12 protein-coding genes and 1 tRNA gene are annotated in these 13,002 nt (G+C 59.9%); 8 read left to right on the top strand and 5 right to left on the bottom strand.

The window, feature by feature from the left end:
* Positions 1–217: integrase core domain-containing protein (locus ACFOZ5_RS16770; protein ID WP_379889410.1), on the top strand; the 217-nt coding region annotated here is incomplete at its 5' end.
* Between the two features lie 169 nt (positions 218–386).
* Here ACFOZ5_RS16770 and ACFOZ5_RS16765 read toward each other — a convergent pair.
* Positions 387–463 (bottom strand) — tRNA-Arg (locus ACFOZ5_RS16765).
* A 151-nt stretch (positions 464–614) separates the two neighbouring features.
* On the opposite strand from ACFOZ5_RS16765, the gene ACFOZ5_RS16760 reads away from it, so the two are divergent.
* The gene (locus ACFOZ5_RS16760) at positions 615–1,124 is read left to right on the top strand and encodes a DUF2244 domain-containing protein (protein ID WP_379889408.1); all 510 of its coding nucleotides are present in this window, start codon (positions 615–617) and stop codon (positions 1,122–1,124) included.
* 7 nt (positions 1,125–1,131) lie between these two features.
* Here ACFOZ5_RS16760 and ACFOZ5_RS16755 read toward each other — a convergent pair whose 3' ends face one another.
* On the bottom strand, positions 1,132–1,674 hold the full coding sequence (locus tag ACFOZ5_RS16755) for a YaeQ family protein (RefSeq protein WP_379889406.1): 543 nt from the start codon (positions 1,672–1,674) through the stop codon (positions 1,132–1,134).
* 197 nt (positions 1,675–1,871) lie between these two features.
* On the opposite strand from ACFOZ5_RS16755, the gene ACFOZ5_RS16750 reads away from it, so the two are divergent.
* From ACFOZ5_RS16750 to ACFOZ5_RS16740, 3 genes are all read left to right on the top strand, one after another.
* Positions 1,872–2,078 (top strand): bacterioferritin-associated ferredoxin, encoded by a 207-nt coding sequence (locus ACFOZ5_RS16750; protein WP_379889404.1) that lies wholly within the window; start codon positions 1,872–1,874, stop codon positions 2,076–2,078.
* 155 nt (positions 2,079–2,233) lie between these two features.
* A complete protein-coding gene (gene bfr, locus ACFOZ5_RS16745) occupies positions 2,234–2,710 on the top strand; it encodes a bacterioferritin (protein WP_379889402.1) in 477 nt (158 codons plus the stop codon).
* A 226-nt stretch (positions 2,711–2,936) separates the two neighbouring features.
* Positions 2,937–4,289, top strand: coding sequence for a phosphomannomutase (locus ACFOZ5_RS16740; protein WP_379889400.1), 1,353 nt, complete (start codon positions 2,937–2,939; stop codon positions 4,287–4,289).
* Between the two features lie 152 nt (positions 4,290–4,441).
* Here ACFOZ5_RS16740 and ACFOZ5_RS16735 read toward each other — a convergent pair whose 3' ends face one another.
* Together ACFOZ5_RS16735 and ACFOZ5_RS16730 are read right to left on the bottom strand one after the other, a co-directional pair.
* On the bottom strand, positions 4,442–5,443 hold the full coding sequence (locus ACFOZ5_RS16735) for a phospholipase A (RefSeq protein WP_379889398.1): 1,002 nt from the start codon (positions 5,441–5,443) through the stop codon (positions 4,442–4,444).
* Positions 5,444–5,510: 67 nt separating this feature from the next.
* On the bottom strand, positions 5,511–5,846 hold the full coding sequence (locus ACFOZ5_RS16730; protein WP_379889396.1) for a hypothetical protein: 336 nt from the start codon (positions 5,844–5,846) through the stop codon (positions 5,511–5,513).
* 175 nt (positions 5,847–6,021) lie between these two features.
* On the opposite strand from ACFOZ5_RS16730, the gene ACFOZ5_RS16725 reads away from it, so the two are divergent.
* Positions 6,022–6,432 carry a c-type cytochrome gene (locus tag ACFOZ5_RS16725; protein ID WP_379889394.1) on the top strand — a complete coding sequence of 137 codons (411 nt, stop codon included), beginning with the start codon at positions 6,022–6,024 and terminating at the stop codon, positions 6,430–6,432.
* A 58-nt stretch (positions 6,433–6,490) separates the two neighbouring features.
* Here the strand turns inward: ACFOZ5_RS16725 and rep are convergent, their stop codons facing one another.
* Entirely contained in the window at positions 6,491–8,509 is a 2,019-nt protein-coding gene (gene rep, locus ACFOZ5_RS16720) for a DNA helicase Rep (protein WP_379889392.1), read from the bottom strand.
* A 237-nt stretch (positions 8,510–8,746) separates the two neighbouring features.
* On the opposite strand from rep, the gene ACFOZ5_RS16715 reads away from it, so the two are divergent.
* Positions 8,747–10,462, top strand: a complete 1,716-nt coding sequence (locus tag ACFOZ5_RS16715; RefSeq protein ID WP_379889390.1) for a putative bifunctional diguanylate cyclase/phosphodiesterase — start codon at positions 8,747–8,749, stop codon at positions 10,460–10,462.
* 89 nt (positions 10,463–10,551) lie between these two features.
* Positions 10,552–12,894: a Tex family protein gene (locus ACFOZ5_RS16710; protein ID WP_379889388.1), complete on the top strand. Its 2,343-nt coding sequence runs from the start codon at positions 10,552–10,554 to the stop codon at positions 12,892–12,894.
* The last annotated feature ends 108 nt before the right edge of the window (positions 12,895–13,002 follow it).

Below are 13,002 nucleotides of genomic sequence, written 5' to 3'. Positions count from 1 at the left end.
CTTTAACGGAAAATTCCGGGATGAGTGTCTGAATGAACACTGGTTCCGGGATCTTGCACACGCGCGGGAGAAGATCAGCAATTGGCGTTTGGACTACAATGAGCAACGTCCGCATTCATCCCTGGGGTATCAGACCCCCTTGGAGTTTGCCTCCGCTCTCCGACTTGGAAAAACTGATTCAGAAGCACCGGACATTACTAGGGAGCAGTTGGATTAAAGACTGGGGGCAGGTCAGACACAATTTGGACACAGGCTCTATTTCGTGTGCCAAACAGGACAATTTCATAAACCGGGCAAAGGTCGTTAGCTGATTTGAAACCTGGGACCTTTCGGATTTGGGAGTGTTCCGGGAGATGGGGGTATAACGTGTTGATCTGCCATCAAAATGGCCCGCCCGTCAGGATTCGAACCTGAGACCTTCGCCTCCGGAGGGCGACGCTCTATCCAGCTGAGCTACGGGCGGATATCGAACCACCATCTGCCGGTGATTTCGAGTGCGCAATCTTACTTGCGCAGCGTTACTCTGTCCAGCCCTGACTAAAACCGTTTTGCTGTCATCGCGTATACTTGATGAAAGGCAATCTGGCCGGGTTTCATCCGGGTGGGGCTTTCCCATGATTGAACGCTTATCTGACAGCAATGGCATACGCTACCGGCTGACCCCCAACCGGTCCATCAGCTGGCCCGCGCTGGTTCGTGTCTGGCTGGGGCTGGTGGCACTGACGTCCATTGTGGTGGCGGGGATGAGTCTCGCCGGCGCCTGGCTGGTGATCCCGTTTGCCGGGCTGGAACTGGTCGCGGTGGGGGCCGGGTTATGGTACACCGCTCGCCTTTGCTGCCGGCAGGAAGTGATTACCTTCGGGGCGTCGCGGGTGCTGCTGGAAAAGGGCCATGAACAACCCGAACAGCGTTGGGACTGGCCCCGCCCGGGTGTACGCGTATTGCTCGATGAACGGCCCCATCCCTGGCTGCGGGAACGCGTCTGCCTCTGTTGCAACGGAGAGGAGGTGCCACTGGCGGACTTCCTCAACCCGCGGGATTCCCGGCAACTCGTCACCTTGCTGGAAAGCCAGGGTTTCCCCGTACGTCGCCGGAGCCGGGAAATAGAGGGCGTGCGCTTCTGACTCCGTTTCAGCCTCGCTTGAGCACCTCTGGCTCAAGGCTCACTACCCGGGATTCGTTGCCCACAGTCACTTCACCATCCTGAACATTCACCTGTAGCGTCATCGACCGGTCCGCCAGTTCAGCCAGGGCGTCGGTATCGTCCTGGGCCAAGGCGATGACGGTCAGGTGATTGAAGCGCTCGAGCCGGTTGTGGTGCTTGTCCCACCACACCGGCACACCACGCCCGCCATAGACATAGAGGGTGACCCGCTCGGCCCGGTTGCAGGCCTTGCGGATACGGTCTTCCTCGGGCAGGCCCACCTCGATCCAGTGTTCGATATCCCCGGTCAGGGTCTTGCACCATAGGTCGGGCTCGTCATCGGTGCTCAGGCCGCGGGTGAATTCCAGCTGGTCACCGGCATTCAGGGCGAAGGCCAGCAGCCTGACCATCATCCGCTCATCGGTTTCCGACGGGTGTCGGGCAATGGTCAGGTGGTGGTCTGCGTAGTAGTGACGGTCCATGTCGGCGATGTTCAGGGTCGCCTTGAACACGGTGGCTTTCAGGGCCATGGTTTGCTCCGCTCGGGTTGTCTGGTCGAGCAGAGTGTAGCGGATCTGGGCGACGGCGCCGCGAAATTTTCAGGACCCGGATGCGTGGCGGGCGCTTTTCTGTGACGATTTGTACAAATTTTCTCAATTGACTTGCAATCTCTTTTACGAATAACAATAATTATCACTAACTTTAATCGGTGTGTGAGATTTTGCCTATGTACGTCTGCCTTTGTACCGGTGTGACCGATCGGGAAATCCGCGAAGCGGCTGAAAGCGGTGTCAGTTCCATGCGCCAGTTGGGCAAGGAGCTGGGTGTGGGGCGTCAATGCGGCCGCTGTGCCTGCACCGCCCGGGAAATCCTGAGGGAGAGCCGCTCCACCGATTATCTGGCCCTGGCGGACATGCTCGCCCAACCTGCCTGACCCGACGCCCCTCCGGGGCGTTGTCAATGCGCTGTGTCAAACGTAAACCATTCTCTTACGCGATTTTTTCTCTCCGGAAATGGGTCTATCCTTGTGCCAATTCCGCTGATTGAAGGCGGACAACCAATACCGAAATTCGAGAGGAGGTCCCGCACGTGAAAGGTGACAAGACGGTTATTCAGCATCTGAACAAGGTTCTGGGCAACGAGCTGACTGCAATCAACCAGTATTTCCTGCACTCACGTATGTACAAGGACTGGGGCATCACCAAGCTGGCGGACAAGGAATACGAAGAGTCCATCGACGAGATGAAGCACGCGGACCAGCTGATTGAACGGATTCTGTTCCTGGAGGGCCTGCCGAACCTGCAGGATCTCAACAAGCTGCTGATCGGAGAGAACGTCCAGGAGATGATCGAGTGTGATCTCAAGCTGGAACACACCGCCCACAAGGATCTCAAGGAAGCGATCGTCTACTGCGAGCAGGTGCAGGACTACACCAGCCGTGAGCTGTTCCGCAGCATCCTGGACAGCGAGGAGGAACACATCGACTGGCTGGAAACCCAGCTGGAGCAGATTGGCCAGATGGGCATTCAGAATTACATCCAGCTACAGTCAGGTTCTGCCGAATAAGATCTGACTGTCGGTGCTCCTGTTTGGTGCGTGCGCCGGATCCCCTCGTTGTCAGAACAAACCCGGTGATTGCCACCGGGTTTCTTTTTTTTCATTTTTCAGGTGTTTCCTGCCGTTGTCACAGGCAAATGGCTAGAATGGGTCCGTTTGTTGCGTGAAGTCGATTGCCCACTAGTCGGGGCGTCACAAGTATCACTGTCGAAGACCAACTGGGAGAACAGTCGCCATGGACCTGTCCTGTTTTAAAGCTTACGACCTGCGAGGGCGCGTACCGGACCAGCTTAATGCAACGCTGGCGGAGAAGATCGGCCGGGCCTACGTGGAGGTGACCGGGGCCCGCAAGGTCATCGTCGGGTACGATATCCGCGAGTCCAGCCCTGAAATTGCCGATGCCCTCAGTTCCGGTTTGATGGCCGCCGGTGCGGACGTTTTTGATATCGGTCTTGGCGGCACCGAGCACGTGTACTTCGCGACCAGCCATTTTGGGATGGATGGCGGCATCATGGTGACCGCCAGCCACAACCCGAAAGACCACAACGGCATGAAGATGGTGGGGCCACAGTCCCGCCCCATCAGTTCAGACAACGGCCTGAACGACATCCGTGACCGGGTGCTCGAACCTTTTGCCGATGCCCCCAGGCAGGGCCGCCATGAACCACTGGAAGTGATGGCTCCCTACGTGGACCACCTGCTGGGGTATGTCGACGCCGCTGCCCTGACGCCCCTGAAGATTGTGGTCAACGCCGGCAACGGCGGTGCCGGTCTGGTGATCGACGCCCTGGAAAAGCACCTGCCCTTTGAGTTCATCAAGCTTCACCATGAACCGGACGGCAGCTTTCCCAACGGCGTGCCCAACCCGATATTGCCGGAAAACCGTGATGTTACGGCGGAGGCGGTGCTCAAGCACAAGGCGGCTATGGGCATTGCCTGGGATGGCGATTTTGACCGATGCTTTTTCTTTGATGAGACCGGCCGCTTCATTGAAGGCTACTATATCGTCGGCCTGCTGGCGGACCAGTTCCTGCGCAAGACGGGTGGCGGCAAGGTGATCCACGACCCGCGCCTGACCTGGAATACCCTGGACCTGGTGGAGGCGGCCGGCGGCGAGGCGGTTCAGAGCAAGACCGGCCATGCCTTTATCAAGCAGCGCATGCGGGACGAGGACGCCGTTTACGGCGGCGAGATGAGCGCCCATCACTATTTCCGTGATTTCGCCTACTGTGACAGTGGCATGATTCCCTGGTTGCTGGTGGCGGAGCGCCTGTGCCAGTCCGGCCAGCCCCTGTCATCGCTGATCGATGCCCGCATTGAAGCGTATCCGGCCAGTGGCGAGATCAACCGCACCATCGATAATCCGCCGAAGGTGATCAAGGCCATTGAGGAGACTTATGCCGGTGATGCGGTCTCCGTCAACCATGTGGACGGGCTGAGTGTCGAGTTCCCGGAGTGGCGTTTCAACCTGCGCATGTCCAACACCGAGCCGGTGGTACGCCTGAACGTGGAATCGCGGGCAGACAAGGCGCTGATGGAGCGGAAGACCGCCGAACTGCTGGTGGAGATGGATCGGTTGAACGCCTGACGCTTTAAAGCCCCTCTCCCCCGGAGGGAGAGGGGTTGGGGTGAGGGGGGAGACCTCCGTACAAAGTTTGGCCGCCTTCACCCTCACCCTGGCCCTCTCCCGTCAAGGGAGAGGGAATGTCTGGCACCGACATCGAGTTAGCCCTTCTGTTCTTACAGCCAGTCATTCAGCATGATGCCGATGCCGATCCGGTGGGTGCGTTCGTTGTAGTCGATGAGACTTTCCCCATAACCATTGTAGTACTGGATGTAGCCCTTGATGGTCTCCCCCAGGGGGAAGCTGTAGCCCAGTTCCACCGAGGTCTTGTTATCTTCCGTGCGCAGGTTGTTCAACAGCCGGGTGGAGATTACGTGGTCATCGTTCCACTTGTAGACAGCGATATAGTCGGCGTAACCCATGTACTCTTCGATGTCCGGGTTGTCATCGTCACGATCGTTTTCTGGTAACCGGTACCAGGGGTTCACCATGAACAGCCAGCGGTCATAGGTATAGGCGATGCTGCCCTTGATGCGGTTCCAGCTGCGGGAGCGGGGTTCCGACTGGCCGTTGGACTGGTGAGTGAAGCCTATGGAGGCGCTGGTCAGCTGTCCAGGGCCAAGATCCCAGCCCAGTCGCTGACGGACGAAGACTTCCGGCTGGTAGTTGGTCTCCCGGAAGGGGGCTGACTCTTCTGTGTCATAGACCTGCCAGAATGACGTCTGGGTATAGCCGAACCAGAGCGTGGTGCTGTCATCCAGCATGCCAGTGAGCAGGGGCACCCGGAAGCTGATCTGGTACTTGGCTTCCTCGCTCTGCAGACGGGAATCGTACGTCGATTCCCCCAGCCTGGGACTGTCGGGGGTCTGGTTAGGATTGTCCACATAGGTATAGGGCAGGATATAGGTGGGCTGGTAGGGAACGAAGCCGCCAATCAGTGAGCCGATCAATCTTTCCCTGGCTTCATATTCCTCCACTTCCTGCTCCATGGCCCGTCCGTTCGACGTGTTTTCGTCGGATTGATCCATCTCCTGTTCCAGCTCTTCCGCCAGTTCCGGGATATCGTTTCTGGACTCCGCCTCCGTTGTGGGGGCTTGCTGATCCTGGGCCATGGCCGTCAAGGGCAATCCGGCACCGATGGTGGTTAGCAGCAGTGCAGCCAGTGTCCGTTGTTTCATGTGGGGTCCTTTGAAAAATGAGTCTGCATTATGAACGAGCGGGCATGAACAGGTCATGAACGAGCAATTACACGGGCAGGCTTTGCCAGGTCTGAGCTATGGCGTAGGCCCAGACGCCAAGCAGTGTCAGCGCCAGCAATGAGAACAGAAATTTCTGGCGCCCGGCTGCCGTACCCCCGGCCGCAGCTACCCAGCGAATATACATCAGCCCGAGAAACGACAGGAATACCGCCAGGCTCGCCACGGCGGGAATCAGCAGCCAGAACGGCTGGACCGGGTCGGTATCGCGGCCCTGCCGACCCAGCAGCGCCATGGACCCGACCAGGACGGCCAGGGAAACAAATTCGGTCACCAGGAGAGGTTTGCGCCAGGGGTGTTTGTTCTGCGATGGCTTGCCTGTCATTGCGGTCCCATGAGTAGCTGGTTGATGGATGCGACCTATCTTAGCGTTTCGTTGGTTTTTTTGCCCGGCTCCAGCCGCTATAATGCGCCCACATACAATATTGGGGGCCGTTGGATCCGCCCTGAATAACGTTTCTGGCTACCCAACATGCTCTGATGAGAGGTGCATAGTGAAAATGATGAAACTCCTGGCGGCCGTACTGGTTGCAACCGGCCTGACCGCTGGCGCCGTAATGGCCAGTGTTGAAGACCAGATCCGTGAGCGTATCGCGCCGGTCGGCGAAGTATGTCTTCAAGGCGAAGACTGTGGCTCCGCGGCACCGGCTGCAGCCTCCAATGATGGCCCCCGCTCCGGTGAGGATGTGTACGCCGCCGCCTGCCAGGCCTGTCATGCGTCCGGCGTAGCCGGTGCTCCGGTGGCTGGCGATGCCGATGCCTGGAGTTCACGGGTCGACAAAGGCATGGAAACCCTGATTGATCACGCTATCAATGGTTTCAACGCCATGCCACCGAAGGGCGGCTGTAGCTCCTGCTCGGATGAGGAAATCCAGGCCGCTGTTGAGTACCTGGTGGAACAGGTACAGTAAGATCGCTGGCGGGCCGGAGCTCCTCGCAACCGGCCCGCTTTCCACACTTTCCTGCGCTTTAACCTTCCAGGTCGCCCAGCAATGCGCTGAGCGTTGCCTTGCCTTTTTCCTGATTGGCCTCCTGGTCCAGATCACCCATGCCTTCCCTTCGTACATCGTCTTCCGGCAGCTCGTCGAGGAAACGGCTGGGGATGGTTTCCATCTTTTCGCCATACTGACGCCGCTGGCCGGCATAGGTCAGGGTCAGGGTCTCCCGGGCCCGGGTGATGCCCACGTACATCAGGCGACGTTCTTCCTCAATGTTGCCTTCCTCGATACTGGAGCGGTGCGGCAGGATTTCCTCTTCCAGCCCCATAATGAAAACATGGGGAAATTCCAGGCCCTTTGAAGCGTGCAGGGTGAGCAACTGTACCTTGTCGCTGTCGTCCTCTTCTTCCTGCTGTTCCATCAGGTCCCGCAGGATGAGCCGGCTGATGGCGTCCTCGATGGTGGTCTCGTTGGCAGTGCCCTTGTCGTTGTCGAGCATGCGCTGCACGGAATCGATCAGATACCAGATATTCTCCATGCGACGTTCGGCCGCCTTGGGGCTACTGGCATGCTGGTGCAGCCATTCCTCGTACTCGATATCGGTGAACAGCTGTTTCAGCACCGGTATCGGGTCTTCCTCGTACAGGCGGCGGCAGGTGGCCTCCACCCAGTGGCGGAAGCGGCGCAACCGGTCCAGTCCCTTCTCGGTGACATGGGTTTCCACCCCCATTTCGTCCAGGGCCCGGTGCATGCTGATGTCACGGGAGCGCGAATAGTGGCTCAGCTGCTCCAGGGTGCGGGGGCCGATTTCCCGCCTTGGCACATTCACCACCCGCAGGAAGGCGGCGTCGTCGTCGGGGTTGATCAGCAACCGCAGATAGGCCATGGCATCGCGGATCTCGTTCTTGGCGAAGAACGACTGGCCGCCGGAAATGCGATAGGGAATCTGGAACGCCTGCAGTTTCATTTCCAACAGACGGGCCTGGTGGTTGCCCCGGTAGAGCACGGCGAAGTCCCGGAACTGCAGGCCCTTCTTGAGTTTCTGGTCGATGATCTCGGAGGCCACCCGGTGAACCTCGGCGTCTTCGTTGCGGCAGCGCACGATACGCAGTTCATCGCCGATAGTGTGGTCACTCCATAGCACCTTCTCGAACACGTGGGGGTTATTGGCGATGACTTCGTTGGCGCAGCGCAGGATGCGCGAGGTGGAACGGTAGTTCTGCTCCAGCTTGACGATCTTCAGGCTGGGGAAATCCGCCTTGAGCTGGACCAGGTTCTCCGGCCTCGCGCCACGCCAGGCATAGATGGACTGGTCATCGTCGCCCACCACGGTAAAGGCCGCGCGCTCCGCTACCAGAAGCTTGACCAGTTCGTACTGGCACAGGTTGGTGTCCTGATATTCGTCCACCAGCATGTAGCGGATCTTGCGGCGCCATTTGGCCAGTACCTCCGGTACGGTGTGGAAGAGTTGCACCGGCAGCAGGATCAGGTCGTCAAAGTCCACCGCATTGTAGGCCTTCAGGTACTGCTGGTAGCGTTTGTAGATCAGCGCAATACGCTGCTCCCGCTCATCCGCCGCCTTGCTCCAGGCTTCCTGCGGGCCCTTCATGTCGTTTTTCCAGGTGGAGATGGTACTCTGGATGTCCGACAACTCGTCACCGGCATCGGCGCTGGCTTCCCGCAGCATCAGGTCCTGCAGCAGGGCCTTGGCGTCTTCCGCATCGAAAATGGAGAACCCCGGGTGATAGCCCAGGTGGGCGAGCTCTTCCCGGATGATGTGCATGCCGAGGTTGTGGAAGGTGGACACGGTCAGCCCCCGGGTGAGTTTGCGGTCCACCAGCTTGCCCACGCGCTCTTTCATTTCCCGGGCGGCCTTGTTGGTGAAGGTCACCGCGGCAATATGTCGCCCCGGAATGCCGGCCTGCTCGATCAGGTAGGCAATCTTGCGGGTAATCACGCTGGTCTTGCCGCTTCCGGCCCCGGCCAGAACCAGCAGGGGGCCGTCGATATAGTGGACGGCTTCGCGTTGACGTGGGTTGAGTTGTGACACATTTCACCTGGCGTGGGATTTAACAACGAAGAAGCATTCTACCTGAGTGTAATTTCTGTATCTTCTGTGGCTTTCAGCTATCTTGTAGGTGGTATCAAATGATAGGTCGGAAAATCGGGACGCGGCAGTTGGTTACCCTTTCACATCGGGGAACCAGGCCGCTTTCATCATACAGCTTCGGGGTTGTGCAGTACCTGCGGCTGGGACGCTCCGGGAACAGAGAGCACCAGAACCTTCATGCAGTCTGATAATCTGCGCATCCTGGTCCTGACCGGGGAACATACCGATTTCCTCTGGTACGGCCACCTGCTCCGTGGCCACGGAGATTTCGTGCCGGAGCTGACCTGGTGTCCGGATCCGGACGATGTCGGTGACCTGCTGCTTAACGCCCACTTTGACGTGCTGCTCTGGGAGTGTGCGTTCCATGCCGGGTCCCGTGCCGGCTTCCTGCAGTACCTTGCCGTCGCCGGCCATGAAAAACCTGTGATCGCCCTGGGTGCGGCCTGTGAGGATGAGCTGAGCCAGGCAATGCTGGGCGGTGGTGCGGCGGATTACCTGAGCAAGGCCCGCCTTGACCGCTGGTCACTGGGCCGGGCGGTGCGCTGTGTCTGGTTCCGTCAGCAACTGGAAGACAGCACCGGGGGGCAGTTGGGGCGGGAAGTGGCCAGCGGTTTTATCAACCGCAACCTGTTCTTTGATCGCCTTCAGCAGGCCATCCTGCGGGCAGAGCGGGGCGACCACCGGCTGGCGCTGGTGCATATCAATATCGACGATTTCCGCACCGTGAACGAATCCCTGGGCTACCGTCGTGGCGACGAGCTGGTGCTGAAGCTGGCGGAACGGCTGCGCACGGTGATCCGTCGGGTGGATTCCCTGATGCGCATTGGCGGCGACGAGCTGGCGGTGATTGCGGAAAACGTGGATGATTCCCTCGACCTGTCCCATATTGTTCGCAAGCTGGTGGCCGCCCTGGGGGAACCTGTCAACGTGGGCGGCAGTATGGTGGGGGTTACCGCCAGTCTTGGCGTGTCCACCTTCCCGGAAGCCGGCGACACGCCGGAAACCCTCCTGCGACGGGCCAACCGGGCCATGTTCGAGGCCAAGCGGGACGCCGGCACCAGCTACCGTTTCTACAATCGCCAGCTGCATATCTCCGCCGGTCATCAGATCAAGCTGGAAGGCGATCTGCGCAATGCGCTTCGGGGCAATGAACTGGAGCTCTATTACCAGCCCCGTGTCGACCTGATCACCGGTGAGGTGAGGGGTGTGGAGTGCCTGATTCGCTGGAACCACCCGACCCGGGGTCTGGTCATGCCCGACGAGTTCATTCCGGCCGCCGAACGCAGCGGGCTGATCGTACCCATCGGCTACTGGGTGATCGAGCAGGCCTGCGAACGCCTGAGGGAATCCGCTGATCTGGGCTTCCCCGGCATGGTGTTCGCGGTCAACCTGTCGTTCCGCCAGTTCCACGACCGCAAGATGACGGAAACCATCTTCCGGATTATCTTCAATGCCAATGTCGATACCTCGCTACTGGAACTGGAGCTGACCGAAAGTGCCATGATGCACGACCCGGACTATGCCCAGCGCTGCCTGCGGGAGCTCAGTCAGTTGGGTATCAGCTTTGCCCTGGACGACTTCGGCACCGGCTACTCGTCGCTGACCAACCTCCAGCACTTGCCCATTTCCCTGGTCAAGATCGACAAGTCGTTCGTCCAGGCGCTCGGCCAGACCGGGGATTCCGAACACATCATTCGCGCCATTATCAGCCTGGCCCACAGCCTGCAGATGAGCGTGGTGGCGGAGGGCGTGGAGACAGAAGGGCAGCTGGCTTTCCTGCGTGATCAGCACTGTGACGAGGTGCAGGGGTTCTACTACGCCAGGCCCATGCCCTGGTCTGATCTGATTACTTTCCTGCATGACCGCAACCGCCTCGCTTGCCTGCCGGAGTAAGGCCCTGTACCTTTTGCTCCTCAGCCTAATACAGTCAGGGACCACCAGCAGACAAAACTGTCAAAGGTCCACTTTTCAGGTAACACAGCATGATCCGTATTCCCGCCCTTATTGCCGAAGAACTTGGCGTTCGTGAACAACAGGTAAATGCCACCATTGCCCTGCTGGACGAGGGTGCCACCGTGCCCTTTATCGCCCGCTACCGGAAAGAAGTCACCGGAGAGCTGGACGACAGCCAGCTGCGGAACCTGGAAGAGCGACTGCGCTATTTGCGGGAACTGGAAGATCGCCGGGAAACGATCCTCAACAGCATTGACGAGCAGGGCAAGCTGACGGACGAACTCAGGGCCGCTATCAACGAGGCGGATACCAAGAACCGCCTGGAAGACCTTTACCTGCCCTATAAGCCCAAGCGTCGTACCAAGGCCCAGATTGCCCGCGAGGCCGGCCTGGAGCCACTGGCGGACACGCTCTACGATGACCCGACCCAGGATCCGGAAGCCGTGGCGGCCGGCTTTCTCAATCCGGAAGCGGGCGTGGAAGACGTCAAGTCGGCCCTTGAGGGGGCCCGCAATATCCTGATGGAGCGTTTTGCCGAGGATGCCGAACTGCTGGGTCAGTTGCGGGAGTATCTGTGGCGTGACGGTGAACTGAAGGTCACCGTGATTGAAGGCAAGGAGAATGAGGGCGCCAAGTTCCGGGACTACTTCGACCACCGGGAGCCCCTGAGGAAAATGCCGTCCCACCGGGCCCTGGCGGTGTTGCGGGGACGCAACGAAGGCATTCTCACCTATGGCATTACCGTGGAAGGGGAGAGCGAGGACCGTCGCGTGCCGCACCCGGCGGAAGGGAAGATCGCCGCCCACTGGCGCATCCGCGATGACGGCCGCCTGGCAGACCGTTGGCTGGCAGAGGTGGTGCGCTGGACCTGGCGGGTCAAGCTGTCCACCCAGTTGGAAACCGACCTTATGGCCCAGGTCCGTGAAGCCGCCGAAGCCGAAGCGATCCAGGTATTCGCCAACAACCTGAAGGACCTGCTACTGCTGGCTCCGGCCGGCCCCCGCGCCACCCTGGGCCTGGACCCGGGCCTGCGCACCGGGGTGAAGGTGGCGATTATCGACGCCACAGGGCAGGTGGCCGGTCACGGCGCCATCTACCCCCATGCTCCGAAAAACCAGTGGGACCAGTCCATTGAGCAGCTTGCCAAATGGTGCCGGCAATACCACGTTGAACTGGTGGCCATCGGTAACGGCACCGCCTCCCGGGAAACGGAAAAACTGGTCGGTGACCTGTGCAAACGTTATCCGGAATTCAAGCTCAATCGCATTGTGGTCAGTGAGTCCGGCGCGTCGATCTATTCCGCCTCCGAGTTTGCGTCCCGGGAGCTGCCGGACCTGGATGTCACTATCCGTGGTGCCGTATCCATTGCCCGCCGCCTGCAGGACCCACTGGCAGAGCTGGTCAAGATCGAGCCCAAGTCCATCGGCGTGGGCCAGTATCAGCACGATGTCTCCCAGGTACAGCTGGCCCGCAGCCTGGATGCCGTGGTGGAGGACTGTGTGAACGGCGTCGGGGTGGATCTGAACACGGCTTCCGCACCGCTATTGTCACGGGTATCCGGGCTCAACCCCGGCACGGCCGAAAACATCATTGATTTCCGCAGCCGCAACGGTGGTTTCCATAGCCGAAAGCAGCTGCTGGAGGTGCCCCGCCTGGGTCCCAAGACGTTCGAACAGGCGGCCGGCTTCCTGCGGATCAGCCGGGGAGAGAACCCGTTGGACCGCTCCGCCGTGCACCCCGAAGCCTACGGTGTGGTAGAGGCGATTGCACAGAAGAACGGTCGCAAGGTGGCGGACCTTATTGGTGATGTCAGCTTCCTGCGTTCCCTGAACCCGGAAGACTATGTCACTGAACAGTTTGGCGTTCTTACTATCCGCGACATCATCGCGGAGCTGGAGAAGCCGGGCCGGGACCCGCGCCCGGAATTCCGTTTCGCCAGTTTCCAGGAAGGGGTGGAGACCCTGAACGACCTGAAGCCGGGCATGACCCTGGAAGGGTCGGTGACCAACGTCACCAATTTCGGTGCCTTCGTGGATATCGGTGTCCATCAGGACGGCCTGGTGCATATCTCGGCCCTGTCCCACGAGTTCGTCAAGGACCCGCGGGAAGTGGTCAAGGCCGGCGACATCGTCAAGGTCAAGGTGATGGAAGTCGACATCCCCCGCAAACGGATCGGCCTGTCCATGCGACTGGACGACAAGCCCGGTGAAAGCAACCGCCCGGAGCGGGGGCAGGGCGACCGCAAGGCTTCCGGCAGGCCCCGTCAGGGTGCCGGGCCCCGCCAGAGCGGAAAGGGCAAGCCGCAGCAGCCCCAGGGCGCCATGGCCGGTGCGCTGGCCCAGGCCATGGCCTCAGCCAAGGACAAGCGCTAACGATTGATATGGGGGTGATTGCCCCCATATGCTTTTGAGCTTCTGACAGCGCACTGACGACTGGCTGCTGCCAGAAGCCCCACACATTGTCCGCAACGGCGATCGGGC

Origin of the sequence: Marinobacter lacisalsi (genome assembly GCF_042651045.1) — a bacterium.
Classification (GTDB): Bacteria; Pseudomonadota; Gammaproteobacteria; order Pseudomonadales; family Oleiphilaceae; genus Marinobacter; species Marinobacter lacisalsi.
The sequence above is the reverse complement of the archived record's forward strand: the minus strand, read 5'-3'. Positions and strand labels throughout refer to the sequence as shown.

Bases quoted from the DNA above. Each gene is read 5' to 3' on its own strand.
- ACFOZ5_RS16760 (WP_379889408.1), top strand. From the start codon at position 615: ATGATTGAACGCTTATCTGACAGCAATGGCATACGCTACCGGCTGACC.
- ACFOZ5_RS16755 (WP_379889406.1), bottom strand. From the start codon at position 1,674: ATGGCCCTGAAAGCCACCGTGTTCAAGGCGACCCTGAACATCGCCGAC.
- ACFOZ5_RS16750 (WP_379889404.1), top strand. From the start codon at position 1,872: ATGTACGTCTGCCTTTGTACCGGTGTGACCGATCGGGAAATCCGCGAA.
- ACFOZ5_RS16740 (WP_379889400.1), top strand. From the start codon at position 2,937: ATGGACCTGTCCTGTTTTAAAGCTTACGACCTGCGAGGGCGCGTACCG.
- ACFOZ5_RS16735 (WP_379889398.1), bottom strand. From the start codon at position 5,443: ATGAAACAACGGACACTGGCTGCACTGCTGCTAACCACCATCGGTGCC.
- ACFOZ5_RS16730 (WP_379889396.1), bottom strand. From the start codon at position 5,846: ATGACAGGCAAGCCATCGCAGAACAAACACCCCTGGCGCAAACCTCTC.
- ACFOZ5_RS16725 (WP_379889394.1), top strand. From the start codon at position 6,022: ATGATGAAACTCCTGGCGGCCGTACTGGTTGCAACCGGCCTGACCGCT.
- ACFOZ5_RS16715 (WP_379889390.1), top strand. From the start codon at position 8,747: ATGCAGTCTGATAATCTGCGCATCCTGGTCCTGACCGGGGAACATACC.
- ACFOZ5_RS16710 (WP_379889388.1), top strand. From the start codon at position 10,552: ATGATCCGTATTCCCGCCCTTATTGCCGAAGAACTTGGCGTTCGTGAA.